Consider the following 17,447-nt stretch of genomic DNA (forward strand, 5'->3'; position numbering starts at 1 on the left):
TTAGTGAACTGGCTTAATTATCGCAATGTATTATTGGCCAGAACGTGGCCAAATTTATATAAGATCACATCGTGAAAAGTTTTATAATTACCCTATCTTTTACAATACTTACTCTGTGCATGCAAAGCACTTCTTTTGCGCAAAAAAGGTATTTCTACCAAGACCGTGATCACACAAAAGAAGAGATCTATAAAGACGTTGGATTTGTTTTTGGAATCTCTCTCATTGCCTATCCCCTAACCCAGTGGGATACCGTAAGAAATGAAGGATCATGGGATACCTACCGTAAAAACTTCGGGAAAATCGTTTTTGATCGCGATGAACCATTTTGGAACTATATGGTCCACCCTTATACAGGTTCACAAATGTTTCTCTACTATCGTGCTCGAAATTATCGATATGCAGATGCCCTCGCACTAACTTTTGTCTCCAGTACTATTTTTGAATTTCTCATCGAAGTCTATACTGAACCTGCTTCAGTACAAGACCTCTATCAAACACCTGTGCTTGGAGCTGTTATGGGCTACGGCTTTGAGAAGCTATCAATGTCTCTACTAAATGGAGATAGCAAGGTTGGGCACTTCTTTGGCCACCTAATTAACCCAATGACTCTCTTTCCTTCAATTTTTGAAGGAACAGCATATGCAGTCATTGCACCAGACATAGACAAGAAATCAATTGGATATTACTTTCATGCAGAATTTTAAACTGATTCTCATATTCTTCATTTCCATAACTTCTGCCTATGCTCAGAAGGGACCATACGAGTTTTACTTAAGGGCCGGCCTCACTCTTCAAAACACCATTTTCAACGAATTAGATGACGATCAATACGAAAATAAATATGACATCGAAGACCGAGAGGAGTCGAAGGCCTTTGGTATCTACACACAGTTCTCTTTTCGCCTAGAAAGAATTGAAATAGGACTTGAATCGCACACGACATTTGGACGAGCTCGCGACCTTCGCTTTGCCTACGAAAATAGAGTACTTGAAGGTCATGGAAACTTTAGGTCATTTAATATCACTCCAACAATTAGAATTAATTCAGATGTCTACGATATCGAGTTTTTAGACTTCATTGGTTTTAGAACTTTTAAAGCATATATTAAGTTTGGCCCAAGTTGGTTGCTTAACTCACTTGATCTAGATGATTTTAATATCAATACTAATGGTAGAGAGCTTAAGATCAACTATGACTCATTTGGAGGAGCTTTAGCTATTGGGGTTGAACAGGTTAAAGAAGTTGGCCACTTCCCTTTCTTTGCGGAAGTTTCAGTAGCGGCCTATCGCTCATATAAGGCGACTTTAGTCGATCGAACGAATCGAACGAAAGTTGAAATTCTACAAGAGCAGAGCGCGCGTGAAGATATTAACTCGTTTTCAATTTTTTACACAATAGGAGCATCTCTATTTTGAGCACGCAAGTAACAGATAAAGATATTGAACAAATCGAAGCCTTTTTAAAAAGAGAGGCCAGAGGTATTGTTGAGGTTTCAGCAAGAACAACTGATGGAAGACCTGCTTCGATCAAAGTGACTCCCGTTGTTGATAAAGTTCCTTTTCCAACAATCTATTGGTTAGTTGACCCTGTTGTTTATAAGGCCATTAGCCAAATCGAGGGACAAGGCTTTACCAAAGAGCTTCAGGCCATGATTGATGCTGATGAAGAACTAAAAGAAAAAGTGAAAGCAATTCATGAATCATATCGCGATGAAAGAGTGAACCTATTTAAAGAAATGAATCTTGAGTTACCAGATAATATGATGCCGATGATTACAGATACTGGAATCGGAGGCCTTAGAGACTTTTATCACTTAAGATGTCTTCATATGTTCTATGCTTTTCACCTAGTGCGCCCTCATGTCATTGGTGAGCTAGTTGATAAGAAATTACAACAAGCTTAGCGATTGGCCGTCACATGATGGTAAGTGAAGCCTAGACTCCACACAAGAGACACTCCAAGGTGGATATAGGCAGACCACTGTCTTAAAAGATCATTATCACTAACCTGAATTAAGTATCCAGATAAGCTCATCACTACAAAGAGTCCAATTAGGAAAATTCCCGAGGTGCGTGACTTCTTGTAGCCACTTAGAACTCTCTTATAAATATGATTTGAGAAGATTGTCCCAACAAAGAAAAGAAGAAAAGGTACAGATAAGATGTGAAGCTTTTGCATCCAAATTGAAAGAGGATGTGTTTCGATTCCCCAGTCACCTTCAATGGCCATAAAATACTTGGCCACAAAGTAAATTGTTCCTGTCACAACAATGAAGTAATTCGAGATAAATAGATTATTCTTTTCTGAAGGTGTCATAGCTTAGACTAGAGTATATCTTTTTGTAGATATAGCGACAACCACACTAAAAATTTTGTACTATTTGAAGAAAGAGTCGCTCCGGAAACAATATCAATTGAATCTGGTCTCTGTGATTTAAAGCGAGAAAGCCAGCTTGCCTTAACCTTGTACTCAGAAGGCTCTTCAAACTTAACAATGGCCAAGCTCTCAATATTATTCTTTACCACGTGAACATGGAGAACCTGATTCTTTGTACGAACAGTATCAGTAAAGACAAAGTCATATGATGTCTTATTCTTACACTCTCTCTTATAGAAAGAATAAAAGCGACGAATATTTCGAGTTGGGTACTTTGACTTAATTGTTTCAAATTCTTTGTCAGTTAAGAACTTAGACTTCTCAACAAACGAGCAATCAGGATACTTCTTAGACAGAGTCTCCTTAATTCCTGCATGAACTTGAGTTTGTGCCAAAAACAAGAAAACAGTAAAGAGGAAAATCCCCTTTACTGCTTTAATATTGAATAGATTTGAAAATCTTAGTATTCCCATCCGATCCCGAAGTTTACTTCTTCTGATTCACCAGCATTAGATGCATTATTTAATTTTGTGAAATCAGCTTTGAAAGAAACCTTATCAAGTGGCTTATACATAATACCAGCAGTGATATGCTCTTTATCATTTGCTTTGTCAGCTACACCAACAGATGAATCAACATCATCTTGAGTGTTATAACTTTCGTATCTTACATATGGCATAATTGAATAAGTTTTACCATGAGTAAGATTGTAAGCTAGATCAACATAGTAACCTTGCATTACGTCAGCTACAACCGTAGAAGTCGCTGCTGAGAATTCTTTACCATCAAGTGTTGAGTAAACATATAATGCCTTCACCGATAGGCCTTTGTAATTATATGCTAAGTGAACATCGTAGATATTGTGCTCACCTTGAGCTACACCGTTAGTTGTCCCAACGTAGATTGATGTTCCTAGGTCTAGACCAAAGTCAAATCCGTAATCAACTCTAGCAACGTGTGACCAGTGACCAGCGTCAGCTTTAGCACCTTTTTGACGTCCACCACGTACACCACCTTCAGTGAAACCATCTGATTTAAGTGAGTTCATGATGTAGTACTTATACTCAAGGTTATTCCAAGTACCATAAACTCCTACACCGTTTTCACGCATAGTCGTTGGAATAATTGCATTTTCAAGTCTTGGACGCTTAACACCAATAAAACGAGTCGGCTCGTGCTCAGTGTTCACAATTCCAATTGGAGTAAGTAAAAGACCAGCTTTAAAGTTTAGTAGGTCTGAGTGTGCATAACGAATTTCAGCAAATTCAGTATAGATCTCATCAGCGTGCTCAATTTCGATTTCAGTCATGAATGACCACTTGTCACTAAACTGATAACCAACGTAAAGAACGTTTCTTAATGTATCCCACTGAGATTTACCTTCACTATTGTCAGTATAGATAATCTCACCGTAACCACCAAGGCTTACCTTAGACGATAGACCTTTTGATTGCATGCTTTGTACTTCTTTAGAAAGGATATCAATTCTTCTTTCTAGCTCTTGTGTTGTAGCAGCACTAACTGTCGTTGCTGCAATTAAAGCGATAAACAACTTTTTCATTTATTCTCCTATTGAACATTTTGTTTGAATTGCCAAACGGATGTTAATGAGAATTAAATAAAAGGTCAAGTCACTAAACTAGACAATATTTTTAGTTGTTTCTGTTAGCACTACGCTCTAAAAAGAAGACAAAGAAGAAGCCGATGACAACAAGCACAACAGCTAGAATATCTTCCTGTGACAGAGACGTTGGAAAGTAGAGACTCTCTGAAAGAACTTTTGTTTTTCCACGGATAACCACTGACTTTGTCACTTCTCTCCAAGGCCAAACCTTAGATAAAGTTCCAAGAAGAATCCCTACTAAAAATGCCATTGTGCGCTCGCGGAAATTCTTCATAAAGAAGTTTAAAACCTTAGAAAAGCTCACAAGACCAGTTAAACAGCCAAGAGCAAAGACACCAATGATAACGAGAGCACCTTCTTGAAATGGATTTTTTAGAGCACCTGTTACGTATTCATACTTTCCTAAAATTAAAAGAATGAATGAACCTGAAATACCAGGAAGAATCATGGCCGTAATACCAATTAGACCACAGATATAGATAAACCATAAATCAGTTGGAGTTGTTACTGGCACAAGCTGAGTAATAGCAAAACCGATTGCAGCACCTAAGGCCACCATAACAAGTGCCAAAGGATTCTTACGGTCCTTTAGGTCCCTAGCAATGACAATGATAGAAGCTGAAATCAACCCTAGAAATAGGCCCCATGTCGGTACCGGGTGATAATTAATCAGATAATGCATAAGCCTTGCAAGAGAAAGCATGGCCCCGAGAATTCCAATCCCTAGCGGAATGATGAATTTTAAATCAATCTTCTCTGAAACACTCTTTATATTAAAAGTTAGTGCATCCTTAATAAGAGCTTTATCAATGGCAGCAACTGTGGCCAGAAGCTTGTCATAGATTCCAGTGATAAATGCAATAGTTCCCCCAGAAACACCAGGGATTAAGTCGGCAATGCCCATAAGAAAGCCCTTGCAAAAAACAAGGGCCATATTTTTATTGATCATAATTGATTACTCTTTATTCTCTTGTGCTTCTTCTTTAGCAAATGGAGTATCTTCCCAGTCTACAGAGTGCTTACACTCAGGACATTGAAGCTGTTTCCCCCATCTCTTTGTTTCCTTAACGCCCATCACGCCAAATCCACATGCAGGACAATCCATAACTTTTGGCTCATTCCAAAGGGCCGTTTCACACTCTGGGTAATTCGTACAACCATAGAAGATTTTCCCGTAACGAGACTTCTTCTCTGCAAACTTTCCAACCTTACACTTTGGACAAGTTACATCAATTGTATATGGAAGAGTTGTTTCACACTTTGGATATTCTTCACAACGAACAAAGCGTCCATACTTACCTTTCTTAACCTCAAGACGCTTTCCACACTCAGGGCATGGGTCTCTAAACCAGTCTTTTGGAAGTATTTCAATTGTTCCATCAAGGTGCTTTTTAAAGTCATGAGTCGATGTACAATCTGGGTAGTTACGACAAGCAAGGAACTGACCATTACGTCCCCATTTAATAAGGTACTCACCGTCTTCACACTTATGGCAGTGAATTCCTGTTGGGATCTCCTGCTTCTTAAGGTTCTTCATTTCCTCTTTTGCTTTTTCAAGAGTCTTTTCAAAACCTTGCCAGAATTCCTTAAGGACTTTCTTCCATTTAATTTCACCGTCTTCAATTTTATCCAGAAGTTTTTCAACATTGGCCGTAAAGGCAACGTCCATCACATCTGGGAAAGATTCAATAAGCATCTTACAAACAACGGTACCAAGTTCAGTAGACATGAAACGGTTCTCGACCTTTTCGACATAACCACGATCTTGGATATTTGAAATAATTGAAGCATATGTCGATGGACGACCAATTCCCTTCTCTTCAAGAGTCTTTACAAGTGAAGCTTCATTGTAGCGTGGTGGTGGCGAAGTCCAGTGTTCCTGCTCAGCAGGTCCATTCTTTGCAGGCATTTGCTCACCAACTTCAATTACTGGTAACTCACCTGTTGCCTTTGGTGTGTCATTTTCATCCTCATCATCGTTTCCGCCACGACGTGAAGCTTTCTCTGCAGCAGCTTCCATGTAGACAGTTCTAAAACCAGGGAATTTAATGATCGATCCATTTGCCTTAAAGAAGTGACCTTCGCACTCGAAAGTTACCGCAGTTTGATCGATAATCGCCTGACTCATTTGAGAAGAAATAAACTTATTCCAAATAAGCTCGTATAGCTTCTGCTCATCTGGTTCTAAATCTCCTCTTAGTTGACTTGGAGTATATTCAAGAGATGTAGGTCTGATGGCCTCGTGGGCATCTTGAACCTTACTACTTCCCTTCTTCTTATATTCAATTGGTTCTGGTGATAAGAACTTCTCACCATATTGGCCCTTAACATATTCACGAAGAGCATTTAATGATTCTGGCTCAGTTCTAACAGAGTCCGTTCTCATATATGTGATTAGACCGACAGTTCCAAAGTCAGTTGTTGCAATCCCTTCATAAAGTTTTTGCGCAACCATCATTGTTCTCTTGGCCGTAAAACCTAGCTTATTAGCTGCTTCCTGTTGAAGCTTTGAAGTTGTAAAAGGAGGCGTTGGGTTTTGTTTTCTTTCACGTTTTTTAACGTCAATAACTTCAAACTCTTTCCCATTAACATCTTTTACAATTTGTTTTGTGAATTCTTCGTCTGTTAACTCAGTTTTCTTCTTGGCCTCTTCACCGTAGTACTTGAACTCAAAAAGAGTTCCATCTTTTTCCATTTCACCATGGATTGAAAACCACTGTTCAGGAACGAAGGCCTTAATTTCATCTTCTCTTTCAACAATGATTCTGAGGGCAACTGATTGTACACGTCCGGCAGAGATACCACGCTGAACCTTATCCCAAAGAATTGGTGAAATCTTATAACCCACAAGGCGGTCAAGTACACGACGTGTCTTTTGGGCATCATACATATTAACGTTTAGATCAACTGGATTTTCAACGGCATTCGTTACAGCATTCTTTGTAACGGCATTGAAGATAACTCGTCTGATCTTCTTGCGCTTGCCAATTTCTTCAGCAAGGTGAAATGCAATGGCCTCTCCTTCACGGTCCAAGTCGGGTGCGAGGAAGATTTCATTTGCATCTTTTGCTAATTCTTGAATTCTTTCGATCTTTGCTGCTTTACCAGCTATTGGAACGAGGTCAATTTCAAAGTTCTCTTTGATATCAACACCTAGTTTTGATTTTGGTAGGTCTTTAATGTGTCCATTTGAGGCAACAACTTGAAAACCACGGCCAAGATACTTTTTGATGGTTTTGGCCTTGGAAGGTGACTCCACAATTACTAGCTTGTAGTCTTTGTCTTTTACCGAAGAGGCTTTCTTCTTCGTCGTTTTTTTGGTCGTCTTTTTGGCCGCCTTCTTAGCTACTTTTTTCTTTGCAGTTTTTTTGGCAGCTTTTTTGGCAGTTTTCTTCTTTGTTGTTTTTTTTGCTGCTTTTTTCGAGGCCTTTTTAGAGGCAGCATTTGTTGCAGCTTCACTCACAACTTCTGATTGTGTCATGATGTTCACTATCTCCTATTATAAAAAACAAGGTGCGTTACAAGAACGCACCAAGGATATCTTAACATATTTTTCGCTAGCATAGATTAATTTGAGTCACTATTCAATAGTTCTTCAATTTCTTCGATGTCATATGGAGTCAATCCGTAAGGGTTCTCCTTACTGTTCAGATCTTCATCCATATACTTAAGACCTTCTTGTGATTCGATTTCATTCATTGAAGGTAGTGCGTTAGGATCTTTGGCCTTCACACCTTTCTCAATTAAATTCAGGTCTTGACGCTCTAAGTAAGTATCTTCGTCAATCTTCTGCTCATTTAATTTTGTTTCAGCATCAATCAATTCTTTCTCAAGCTTCTCAAGTTCTTTAAGATCACGAGCTTGTTCTTTAATGATCGATTTCTCTCTTTCTTGGCGTTCAAGTTCTTCAAGTTCATCTTCTTCAAGGCGAATTTCATCAACCTGCTTAAGAAGATCTTCCCCAAGATTATCTAGGTTCAGCTCAACATCAAGTTCCTCAAGAGCAAGGTTTTCTTGCTTTCCAAGATTCTTAGCGCGAGTGTTATTACGTAACTGCTCGGCCATCTTTGCTGTTGCCTCAGATTTAGTCAGGGCAATATCACCAAGCTCCATTCCTGAATTACTATAAGAAATAACGGCCGTAGCGAAATTATCTGTAACAGTAATGACTGTTGCCTCACCTTTTACATAAGTCGGTTGAGAACTAATTTGCTTTCCTGTTCCTCTATCCATAAATGAGTAAACTTCAAAAACATTTCCTAGCTCGACTCCATCAACTCGACCACGATCGAGGTAAACAACACTTCCAAGTGCTAGTCCACGCTTTTGTTGTTTATATGAACCAATAATGGCCGCTTCAATACGACGAGGATTATAAGTTTTAAAGATCTTGGCAATCTTAGGTGTATAAACAGTAACTCTAGCACCGCGCTCAATCGTTTCCACAATTTCGTCAACCGATACTTCCCACTTATTATCTTCTAACTCTCTTATCGCCTTTACTTGTCCTAAGATTGTATAGCGTAGACCTTCTCGATCAGAAATACGATGAGAAACCTTTCCATCTGGTTGATAGATTGAGAATTTATCACCAGGCCTTACTTGCACACTCTTATCAAACTTAACGTAGACTTTCTGATCGCGAAGAATAAGAACAGACTCGTCTTGCTTATCAGAGATATACCCTAAGTCTTGAAGATGATTAGTCGATAGAAATGTATTTAAATAGAAACCATGAGAAACCGTGATCTCTTGTCTTTCAATAGAAGAGATTCCATTCTTATCATATTGATTATCTGGTTCCTCAATAATGATACGAGAAATAGGCGGAGCATACTTCTTATAATCAGTATTAAGTTCGATCTCTGTCATTGATAGAACATCATCATATGAAGACTCAGTTAACGATTGAAAGAATGCACCCTTATTTACAAGAGTTCTTCTCTCTTTTAACCAGTCTGACTTAATATCATCACCGTATGCTGAAAAAGCACCAGAAGATGCTACTTTTACATTTTCAGAACGACGAACTTGACTCCCATCATCCTCAAAACTACCAAAGGCAACTTTTGGAAAAGAAGTTTCACTTCCTGTTGAGAAAACAAGAACTTGTCCCGGCTCAATTTCGTGAGGGTTTGTAATTTGTGGGTTCATTGACCAAATCTTAGAATAGTAGAATCCTGATCCAAAAAGATTTTGTGAAATCTTCCATAACCAATCACCTTCTTGAACAACATACTTATCGACTTTTGCCGATGTTGCGAGCTCATTCCACTCTTCTTCAGGTATTTTCTTTTCAACAAATTTTGCAAGATCAAGAAGCTCTTTCTCTTCTCTTCCCACATTGAAAAGGTTTTTATTGATCGTTACTTTTTGATCACTAGCACTCGACTGCTTGGCCTTCTCTGGCTCAACAATCTCTACATTAGTTGCTTGTGATTTTGTATCAACATCTTTTGCAAGAATATCAATCTCTTCAAGATTGTCGGCATTCTCTAAATTATTAGCATTAATCTTTTGGAGATTTTCATCAGTAAGGACCTCTTCACCAGGAAGGGTCTTCTTTTGATCGCTCTTGATAGAATTTAATTCATCAGCAAGAACTTCGTCTGAAACATCCGTTTGTTGTGGCTGATCAGTCTCTTCCTCTAAAAGCATAAGAAGGTCTTTATCATCTAAGAGCTCTAGATCCTTAAGATCATCTTGCGCACGCACCTGTCCCATGCTCATGAGAAGAGATACGATACAAAATAATAAGCTTAGATTTTTCTTCTTCAAACTACGCCCTATGCTTCACCGAAGAAATCATGAAGGATTGAATAATACTTCTCTTTCTTCTTTGCTAATTTTAATTTATCAGTACAAACAATAAGTCTTCCTAAACTTTTAATAACAAGACCTGAAAAAGCATGTTGTCTAAGAATCTCTTCATACAACTGCATTGCTAGATCAAATTCTTGCTGAGAAAAAAGCATTTCTGCTAAATAGAATTTTGCTCTTACTTTAATTTGATTATGTCTTGAACCTTCAAGATCTTTTAGAATTGTTAGAGATTGGTCTAAGCGGTTTTGTGCCATTAGGCCTTCGGCCTGCTTTAAAAGATTTAATTCTTTTTGTAGAAGAACATCGTCTGATTGCTCTTGCTTCTTTTGTGCAACCACTTCATTAGCAAAAACATCGACTGTTTCAGCAACACTACTACTCTTTGCACCTTGAAGATCATCAATCATACTAAGCTGTACTTGCTCAGTTGATGCCTTCCCGTCCTTGGCCTTGTATTGATCGGCCAGACTTGGGGCCTTAGTATCTTTTAAAAGCTTGTCGTACTTCTCAAGAAGTTGATCGTACTGGGCCTTAGGAACCATTTGTTGTTTAGCTTCGGCCTGCTGCGCTTCTTCGATTGGGTATCCTTCTTCATCAAAAAGAGTTTTTCTTTTCGACCACGAACAAGAAGTCGTTGCCAATGCTAAAATTAATACTGAAGTGAGTGGAAATCTCTTCCTGAAATCTTTCACTTGTAGTCCTCCATGACTTGATAAAAGAGTGGCCTTTAATAATATTTTAGGTTACAAAGCGTTTAAGTCAATGAAATTTCGTGGATAGGCAAAGACTGCCAAGCCAAATAACTAAATAAAAAACAAACTTGTCGAGTATTTTATGAGTGAGATATTTAAAACAATTGTAAGAGTACCAAAGAAAGAATCAGCATATTTCTACTTTCAACTTGAAGCAAATGAAGGCCTATGTTTCTACTCAACAATCGAAGGAGACAAGCACGAAGGTCATCGCGACATTATCGTTCAGGCACACCCTAGCCTAGAGCCAGAGGTTAAGTACTTACTTAATAAATTAGCTCAAGAAATCGAGCTACAATTTATTGACTAAATTTTGTACACCTAAGAGAAGATTTCAAATCCGACTAACTCAATCAAATTAAATGATATAACTCGCAAAATACCGTAAACCTAAAACGGAGAGAGATTATGTCACCAGCAATTAAAAAAGTTGCTAATACAACCTTGTGTGTATTGGCCTGCCTTCAAATGGCCTCTTGTAAAGTTGTTACAAACAAAGGTATCAACAATCACTTTAATGACTTCAAGCTAAGTCTTGAAAGCTCTGAAAAGTCGAATTTATCAGACTCAAAACTGATGATGGCCAACGAGCTACAAATTAAATCAGAACAAATTGCCAAGCTAATCAATAGTGCTCCAAAATTTGAAACTTGGACAGACTCAAAACAAACATACGGATCAAACGATCGTAAAAGAAGAGTGCGTACCGTTGAAAAATATAATGAAAGCAAAGAGAAAATTCGCAACTGGATGAAGCAAGTAAAAGATTTAACTCTTGATATTCACGCCATTACATTTGATGCTGGAAAAGATTCTTATCGTAAAGATGAAACAAAACGTCTCATCAACACACCAGAACAAATGGCACAAAACGAAGTCCTTGCACTCTACTCTCTTACTTATATGAGAAACTTAAGTGAAGGATACACAAAGCGTTCGATTGGATATATTGAAGAGATCTCTTCAGATAAGATGCAGCGTTTTACTGAAACTGATGAGGCATTTAAGCTTGAAGTTCTACAACAGCATATGGCCTATATCGGAATGATGAAGATCATCGATCAAGATGCTAAGAAAACTCTGACAAAGCTTAAGGCCATGAGAGATGCAAATATTCTGTCACCAGAGTTAAGTGAAAATATCAATAACCTTCTTAATACTGGAAAGAAAGAGAATGCTGAAAAGATAGAGAAATTCAAAGAATATAAGCAAGAAGCTCTCACTCAAGAACAAAGAGCTGAATTTGATAAGGCCCTAACAACTTACGAAAGTGTATTTGGTAAGAAGTCTCTTCTTTTTGATCCAGCTAACCCTGACCACCCTCTAATGCACTTATTTGTTATTGCTTCTAACCTATCGTGGGGATTAATCAATACAATGGTAGGAGCAGCTTTTATTGGGACAAAGGTAATCCTTGCACCAGTTAGTCGTGGAGTAAACCTTTTCATCAACTTTCTTGAGGCCGTAACTCCATACCGTTATATGAGAATGATTGAATTTGATCTACCACGCATCAGAATTGCAGCTTCAAAGATGCAAATCTATGCAGATGTATGTGGACTTGGAATTGTTCCAGGAAAGATGTCTGCAGGTCTTTTTGAACTAGACTTCTGCTCAGGTTACCGTTTTGCTTCAGGACACGAAGCAGGCCATGCTAAGCAATCAGCACTTCTTGGGCCTCTATACTTCCCAGCGGCGATTCTTTCATACGCTCTTGTTGGTGGACACGGTGGATTCATTGAAGCATGGGCAGATATTTGGTCAGCTCACTACCACTAAGAATTGGATAAACTAACTTAATGATTTTCAACATGAAAAACATATTTAAAAACTCTCTACTGGGCCACTCTAGGTCCATAGGGAGTTTTGCCCTTTCACTCGTGATTGCCCAAAGTATTTTGGCAATTCCATACCATCTGCCACGCTTAGATGAAAAGCTTCGCTATACAATAAATGAAACCTTTATTGAAAAAGATGTTATTCGAAATGATAACTACTTCATCTTCCTCGACCAAGACTTCGATGGAATTCCAGATGCTATCGATAATGATATTGATGGTGATGGTTTCGATAATATCACAGATGAATTCCCTGAAAATAAAACAAGATTTGGCTCTGATCTAAATAATAATGGCATTGTCGACTTCGTTGATTTTGAGTTTAGTGAGAATATTACTGAGAAAGAAAGAGCTAAGGCAAGTTCCCTACAGACGCAAATTTATGAAGATTATAATATCCTTATTATTCCTGCTGCAAAAATAAACCTAAAGCAAATCCGCCTTGTAAAAGAGCTACTCGACATAGGTTTTACTGAGACAACGAATCACTTAAAATTTGTTATTTTTGAAACAACACATCCAACGAGTTGGCTAACAAAAGGAAAGTATGATGAGGAATGGAAACAAATCGTCATCTACAAAAATCAATTAAAAAATGATGAAGAAATCAATTTGACACTGACTCACGAGTTCTTTCACTTTGTTCAAAAAGAGAACCCAGAGCTATACCAAGACTTCATTAACTCTGTTGGTTGGTCTATAAATGACAGGTATTTCACATACCAGCATAATAATGATCACCATCATCCAGAAATTAACTTATCTGAAGCAAAACTTAGATTAACAAGTACAAATGAGTTAATGGCCTATGACAATTTCCCTTCGGAATACTCAACAGTATCTCCAGAAGAGATGTTTGCGGAAGTAGCGACAGCATACCTTTACCAAAGCAAATCGAGGGAAAGAGACTTCGCCAATAGGTTTACAAATTTTGAAGCATTTGCGAAAAGCCAGGCCTTTAAGATATTCAATGACCTATTCTCTATTTTTTAAAATCACTATTTAAAACAAAGCGCTCCCACTTATTCTTAATGAACCACTCAGTAACACTCTTAAACGGAGGAAGGTTTTCTCTCTTTCTAGCAGCATTAAGCTTTCTTAAATCTGGTCGATAATAAGTACCAATAACCTTTCCAGAACGTTCAATTACTTGAAACTCATTTGAAACCGGATTATAGCGATAAATATCATTCTTACTTCTAAAGGAAATAATATTATCATCACTTGAGCGTGCAAATTTCTCAGCATTTCTTAAATACTGTTTATCACTAACAAAGTTAAATTCATCACCGTGTTTTTTCGCGTGCCCAACAAGTAGGCCCTTATCTTTAAAACCAGTTGTTTTGAATCCCTTACGATGAATCATATGCTGAAAGAACATTGGATCAATCTCGACACCACGATCAAGAAGACTTGTTATCTCTTGTCTAATTTCACCTTTGATTCCTCTTTGGCTCATAATCTTTTGCGACTCGATTGCTCTTGTTACCTTAGCATCAAGGTCTTTACACTTCTTTCCAGCTGCAAAAACCTTCCAAGAAAAGCTAGAAGTTATAAGGAGTGAAAATATTAAAGCGCGCATGCTGCATACTCCACTGTAAGGTTCACGTAATTAGCAGATGAAAGAGAATTAACCTTCTCAAGGCCATCTTTATTCTTTGTTGTAAGAATTTTATTGATTAACTCACCCACTTTTTCTTTTCCTAGCTTCCCCGCACTCTTTAATTGGTCGAGAAGTTGTAAGAATTTTGCTGATGAAGTCACCCTCTTTGAAAGATCCGCTAGAGAAGTCATGGCATTACCTAGGCCGAGAGGGCCTCTCATAATGACATTGACGAGGACATTTGACCCGAGACTTCCCACAAGAGAGCAAACCAATTGAATTTGAGATTCAAGAGATAAGGCCCCTAAGGCCTCCCCAAGACTTGCTAATTTTTGATCGATTTGAGTAATGAATTCTTTTGTTGTCTCATATGTATCAACTGCACTATTCCAAAATTTCTTGGCCGACTTAACAGGAGACTTTATAAAATTCCAAATTCCACTTCCCACATCTTGAACAAGGCCACCAGTTTTTGCCCAAGCAGCACTTAAGGCCTTTTGCACACAACCGCTTGCTTGTGCCATAAGGTAATCCTTATTGAAGCGATCAACAGGTGCTTGTAGATCATCGATATTAACGATTTCTTCTAATTGATTATTACATTCAACAGCATGGGCCTTTGGGATAAAGAGGTCGATAAGGGTGTACTTTTTAAAACTTCCCTTTCTCATTTGATTTGCCACAAAGCCTTTCACGCTTTTAACAATCTTATACTTTTCAACCTTTGCGATATTTTCAAAATAGATAGACACAGGAGTCTTTCCAACTTTGAAATTTACGACCTCACCGGCCGCCAGTGGAATGAATTTGTTAAGCTTGCCTGCATCGGTCTCAAGGCCAAGCTTCACAAAGAATCTCTCAGCGCCCTTTACAAAAACTTGATTTGCTAAGAAGTGCTCAGAATAGTTTTGATAGAAGCCATCAAAGTCTTGATATTGGTATTCAGCAATTAGAGCTTTTGCTAACCCTTGAAAATCATTCGAACGATCTTGGTATTTGAAGTCAGTTGATGAATATGCACACAGGCCGTAAATAGTTAAAATTAGAAATAAAATTCCCCTCATTCAATTATTCTAACTTAAATTCATCTTTAAAAATTGAGGAAATATATTACCGCTACCTAACTGTCTAAAATTTATAACCCCCGTGTAAATACAACAAATTCACCCTAGTAAATTGCCTATCAAGATATAATGGCACAAACATAATTTTATTTAGGGAGATATTATGAGAGGAAGTAGATTTCTAAGAATATTAGCATGCCTAGTATTCGTCATTAATGCACAGGCGGAATGTCTAGTCGAAGACTTCTTAAGAGATGGGTTCTGCCCTGGTATGGGTGAAGACAGTGTCTTCCAGCCTCGTTACGAAGAAGATGGTATTATTAACCGTTATGGAGAATATACATTTGCTCCTTCTTATCAAACACTTCCTGTAGGCCTTACCAATAATGAACTTGCACTAATTGGAGCAACTGCAGGTACGGCAATTCTTCTCTTTAATAACGATGAAGAACTTATGCAATTTGCCCAAGACAATCGCACAGAAGTTTCTGAAGAGATTGCTTTTTGGGGAGAGAAAGCCGGAAGTTACCCTATTCAACTTTCTGCTGCCGGTTACGCTCTAGGTGTTGTTATTCAAAATGACGAAATTAAAAGAATCTCTAAAGTCGCTCTTAAGGCAACAGTTCTTTCAGGACTAATTACAAGAGCAGCTAAGATGACTTTTAGTCGTGTAAGACCAAATAAAACAGAAGACAAGAATGATTTTACGGGCTTCAATTGGGATAACGAAAATGTTTCCTTCCCATCTGGGCACACAACTACGGCGTTTACTTTTGCAACAGTTATTGCAGAACACTACAAAGATAAATCTAAATTTATTCCAGTACTTGCTTACACTGCCGCAGCTGTTGGTGGTTGGTCTCGTGTTCACGATCGTGCACACTGGGCAAGTGACGTAGTCGTCGGTGCTCTCGTTGGTCACTTAACAGGAAAGCTTATTTATGCAAGTGAATACAACCCAAATAGAAATGAGAAATGGGATATGTCGATTCACCCAGTAGTTGCACCAGACTACGTTGGTTTTCACTTTGAATTCCGTGGAAAGAAGAAAAAGGACACTTACGCGAAAGACTTTATGGCAAAGTGTAAGAAGTTCTATCAAGAAAATCCGGCAGGAGTTGATCCCGTTAGAGAGTGTACTCGTTTATATTTTAATAGCGTATTTGATAAGTAATAAAAAAGGCCCTTTAAAAGGGCCTTTATTTTTTTAGTAATTTAATTCAAAAACAAGTGGAAAGTGATCTGAGTATCCGGCCTTAGCTTTCTTAGTTGCTAAGTGATCATAACGATTCGGAGCTGTTTGCACTTTCTTCGTTTCAACCTTAAAGCCACGATCTCTCATCTCTTCGATATCTTCATCAAAAACACTTTGTGGTTGTGGTTGACGAATAAAGTCTGGAGCATAGATCTGATATGATTTTAGATCAACTCTAATAGGATGCTTCTCACCTAGCATTACTCTTGGAACGAAAACACGGTCTAAGTGATTCCATTGAGAGTTTCTTGCATAGTAGTAAGTCCCTGGAGGCATCGCTTTCACTTTCTTTGAATTAGACTTCTCAGAACGAAATACTTTTTCAACATCTACAATTGATCCATCTTTTAAGAGAACATCTCTCATTGGGTGCTTATTACCAGCTTTCTTTAGCTCAGGAATTGTATTGAAGTCACCTACAGCAAGTACAGATGCCTTCGCATTTTTTTTCATAATTTCGTCAATTCTGGACTTTAGAGTCGTCGCTGCCGTCACTCTTGCCTCGTCAGGGTTTCCTAGACTTGGCCAGTGATTAGCAAAAACATAAAGGTCATTCTTCCCTAGTTTAAATTGCACTTCAAAGATATTACGAGAAGGTCTCTTTTTTAGATAATCACTTTTAAGAACATGCTCTTTCTTTGAAACATATTTAAAATCTTTTGTTTCATTAAAAAGAACTGCTAGGTCAACTCCACGGTAGTCTGGTGAATTTGAAGTATAGAATTTCTTATAACCCAGAACTTTTGCAAGTTGTCCGATAACATTCTCATTTTCAATTTCAGAAACAACTAATAAATCAGGAAGCTTCTTTCTTTCTTTTAAAACGACATCTTTAATTTGTGCTAGTTTTAAATTTAACTTCTCTTGAGTCCAGTCGGCCGAGTAACACTCGTCACGACGATACTTTGAAGATACTTTCTTACAAGCTTCTTTCTTTCCCTTAGTGTTCTTTGGAAGGTAAGCCCAGTCGTTCTTTCCTTCATCTTTTTGTGTGTCGAATAGGTTTTCAACGTTATAAGACATCACTTCAAGTGTTGCTGCATAAGTCGTTGAAAATAGTAAAAATAAAATTAGGGCCTTCATAAACTTCCTCAGCTAATTAATTAAA

The 17,447-nt window shown here is 38.0% G+C and carries 17 protein-coding genes; 7 read left to right on the forward strand and 10 right to left on the reverse strand.

Annotated elements, in window-relative coordinates:
- Positions 1-119: 119 nt before the first annotated feature.
- The 3 genes from ABMA72_RS05495 to ABMA72_RS05505 are packed head-to-tail and all read left to right on the forward strand — an operon-like array spanning position 120 to position 1,907.
- Complete coding sequence (locus ABMA72_RS05495) at positions 120-707, forward strand: DUF3943 domain-containing protein (RefSeq protein ID WP_392856857.1); 588 nt, start codon at positions 120-122, stop codon at positions 705-707.
- Positions 694-1,419, forward strand: a complete 726-nt coding sequence (locus ABMA72_RS05500) for a hypothetical protein (protein ID WP_393056413.1) — start codon at positions 694-696, stop codon at positions 1,417-1,419. Before ABMA72_RS05495 ends, ABMA72_RS05500 begins: the two co-directional genes overlap by 14 nt.
- Positions 1,416-1,907 (forward strand): DUF501 domain-containing protein, encoded by a 492-nt coding sequence (locus ABMA72_RS05505; protein ID WP_392856860.1) that lies wholly within the window; start codon positions 1,416-1,418, stop codon positions 1,905-1,907. Before ABMA72_RS05500 ends, ABMA72_RS05505 begins: the two co-directional genes overlap by 4 nt.
- Here the strand turns inward: ABMA72_RS05505 and ABMA72_RS05510 are convergent.
- The 7 genes from ABMA72_RS05510 to ABMA72_RS05540 all read right to left on the reverse strand — a co-directional run bounded on the left by ABMA72_RS05510 (position 1,904) and on the right by ABMA72_RS05540 (position 10,519).
- Positions 1,904-2,320 carry a hypothetical protein gene (locus tag ABMA72_RS05510; protein ID WP_392856861.1) on the reverse strand — a complete coding sequence of 139 codons (417 nt, stop codon included), beginning with the start codon at positions 2,318-2,320 and terminating at the stop codon, positions 1,904-1,906. The two genes, ABMA72_RS05505 and ABMA72_RS05510, sit on opposite strands and share 4 nt — an antisense overlap.
- Before the next feature lie 8 nt (positions 2,321-2,328).
- Entirely contained in the window at positions 2,329-2,853 is a 525-nt protein-coding gene (locus ABMA72_RS05515) for an FMN-binding protein (RefSeq protein ID WP_392856864.1), read from the reverse strand.
- Positions 2,841-3,941 carry a hypothetical protein gene (locus ABMA72_RS05520; RefSeq protein WP_392856865.1) on the reverse strand — a complete coding sequence of 367 codons (1,101 nt, stop codon included), beginning with the start codon at positions 3,939-3,941 and terminating at the stop codon, positions 2,841-2,843. The genes ABMA72_RS05515 and ABMA72_RS05520 overlap by 13 nt, the downstream gene beginning before the upstream one ends.
- Positions 3,942-4,032: 91 nt before the next feature.
- Entirely contained in the window at positions 4,033-4,953 is a 921-nt protein-coding gene (locus ABMA72_RS05525; RefSeq protein ID WP_392856867.1) for a DUF368 domain-containing protein, read from the reverse strand.
- Between the two features lie 6 nt (positions 4,954-4,959).
- On the reverse strand, positions 4,960-7,485 hold the full coding sequence (topA, locus tag ABMA72_RS05530; protein WP_392856869.1) for a type I DNA topoisomerase: 2,526 nt from the start codon (positions 7,483-7,485) through the stop codon (positions 4,960-4,962).
- Positions 7,486-7,571: 86 nt separating this feature from the next.
- Positions 7,572-9,782, reverse strand: coding sequence for a LysM peptidoglycan-binding domain-containing protein (locus ABMA72_RS05535; protein WP_393056415.1), 2,211 nt, complete (start codon positions 9,780-9,782; stop codon positions 7,572-7,574).
- Positions 9,783-9,790: 8 nt separating this feature from the next.
- Positions 9,791-10,519 (reverse strand): hypothetical protein, encoded by a 729-nt coding sequence (locus ABMA72_RS05540; protein WP_393056417.1) that lies wholly within the window; start codon positions 10,517-10,519, stop codon positions 9,791-9,793.
- A 142-nt stretch (positions 10,520-10,661) separates the two neighbouring features.
- Between ABMA72_RS05540 and ABMA72_RS05545 the strand changes: the two genes are divergently transcribed.
- The 3 genes from ABMA72_RS05545 to ABMA72_RS05555 all read left to right on the forward strand — a co-directional run bounded on the left by ABMA72_RS05545 (position 10,662) and on the right by ABMA72_RS05555 (position 13,410).
- Positions 10,662-10,889, forward strand: coding sequence for a DUF4911 domain-containing protein (locus ABMA72_RS05545; protein WP_392856875.1), 228 nt, complete (start codon positions 10,662-10,664; stop codon positions 10,887-10,889).
- Between the two features lie 98 nt (positions 10,890-10,987).
- On the forward strand, positions 10,988-12,358 hold the full coding sequence (locus ABMA72_RS05550; RefSeq protein WP_393056419.1) for a hypothetical protein: 1,371 nt from the start codon (positions 10,988-10,990) through the stop codon (positions 12,356-12,358).
- Positions 12,359-12,390: 32 nt separating this feature from the next.
- Positions 12,391-13,410: a thrombospondin type 3 repeat-containing protein gene (locus ABMA72_RS05555; RefSeq protein WP_393056421.1), complete on the forward strand. Its 1,020-nt coding sequence runs from the start codon at positions 12,391-12,393 to the stop codon at positions 13,408-13,410.
- Here the strand turns inward: ABMA72_RS05555 and ABMA72_RS05560 are convergent.
- The gene (locus ABMA72_RS05560; RefSeq protein WP_393056423.1) at positions 13,400-13,999 is read right to left on the reverse strand and encodes a hypothetical protein; all 600 of its coding nucleotides are present in this window, start codon (positions 13,997-13,999) and stop codon (positions 13,400-13,402) included. The two genes, ABMA72_RS05555 and ABMA72_RS05560, sit on opposite strands and share 11 nt — an antisense overlap.
- A complete protein-coding gene (locus tag ABMA72_RS05565; protein WP_393056425.1) occupies positions 13,987-15,084 on the reverse strand; it encodes a hypothetical protein in 1,098 nt (365 codons plus the stop codon). Before ABMA72_RS05565 ends, ABMA72_RS05560 begins: the two co-directional genes overlap by 13 nt.
- A 163-nt stretch (positions 15,085-15,247) precedes the next feature.
- Here ABMA72_RS05565 and ABMA72_RS05570 point away from each other — a divergent pair, with 163 nt between their 5' ends.
- Positions 15,248-16,258, forward strand: coding sequence for a phosphatase PAP2 family protein (locus ABMA72_RS05570; RefSeq protein WP_392856885.1), 1,011 nt, complete (start codon positions 15,248-15,250; stop codon positions 16,256-16,258).
- Positions 16,259-16,291: 33 nt separating this feature from the next.
- Here ABMA72_RS05570 and ABMA72_RS05575 read toward each other — a convergent pair whose 3' ends face one another.
- Positions 16,292-17,422: a hypothetical protein gene (locus ABMA72_RS05575; protein ID WP_393056426.1), complete on the reverse strand. Its 1,131-nt coding sequence runs from the start codon at positions 17,420-17,422 to the stop codon at positions 16,292-16,294.
- Positions 17,423-17,447: the final 25 nt, after the last annotated feature.

The sequence above is a fragment of the Halobacteriovorax sp. CON-3 genome (assembly GCF_043196995.1).
Classification (GTDB): Bacteria; Bdellovibrionota; Bacteriovoracia; order Bacteriovoracales; family Bacteriovoracaceae; genus Halobacteriovorax_A.

Bases quoted from the DNA above. Each gene is read 5' to 3' on its own strand.
- ABMA72_RS05520 (WP_392856865.1), bottom strand. From the start codon at position 3,941: ATGAAAAAGTTGTTTATCGCTTTAATTGCAGCAACGACAGTTAGTGCT.
- ABMA72_RS05560 (WP_393056423.1), bottom strand. From the start codon at position 13,999: ATGCGCGCTTTAATATTTTCACTCCTTATAACTTCTAGCTTTTCTTGG.
- ABMA72_RS05515 (WP_392856864.1), bottom strand. From the start codon at position 2,853: ATGGGAATACTAAGATTTTCAAATCTATTCAATATTAAAGCAGTAAAG.
- ABMA72_RS05550 (WP_393056419.1), top strand. From the start codon at position 10,988: ATGTCACCAGCAATTAAAAAAGTTGCTAATACAACCTTGTGTGTATTG.
- ABMA72_RS05500 (WP_393056413.1), top strand. From the start codon at position 694: ATGCAGAATTTTAAACTGATTCTCATATTCTTCATTTCCATAACTTCT.
- ABMA72_RS05555 (WP_393056421.1), top strand. From the start codon at position 12,391: ATGAAAAACATATTTAAAAACTCTCTACTGGGCCACTCTAGGTCCATA.
- ABMA72_RS05570 (WP_392856885.1), top strand. From the start codon at position 15,248: ATGAGAGGAAGTAGATTTCTAAGAATATTAGCATGCCTAGTATTCGTC.
- ABMA72_RS05495 (WP_392856857.1), top strand. From the start codon at position 120: ATGCAAAGCACTTCTTTTGCGCAAAAAAGGTATTTCTACCAAGACCGT.
- ABMA72_RS05525 (WP_392856867.1), bottom strand. From the start codon at position 4,953: ATGATCAATAAAAATATGGCCCTTGTTTTTTGCAAGGGCTTTCTTATG.
- ABMA72_RS05575 (WP_393056426.1), bottom strand. From the start codon at position 17,422: ATGAAGGCCCTAATTTTATTTTTACTATTTTCAACGACTTATGCAGCA.
- ABMA72_RS05565 (WP_393056425.1), bottom strand. From the start codon at position 15,084: ATGAGGGGAATTTTATTTCTAATTTTAACTATTTACGGCCTGTGTGCA.
- ABMA72_RS05545 (WP_392856875.1), top strand. From the start codon at position 10,662: ATGAGTGAGATATTTAAAACAATTGTAAGAGTACCAAAGAAAGAATCA.
- topA (WP_392856869.1), bottom strand. From the start codon at position 7,485: ATGACACAATCAGAAGTTGTGAGTGAAGCTGCAACAAATGCTGCCTCT.
- ABMA72_RS05510 (WP_392856861.1), bottom strand. From the start codon at position 2,320: ATGACACCTTCAGAAAAGAATAATCTATTTATCTCGAATTACTTCATT.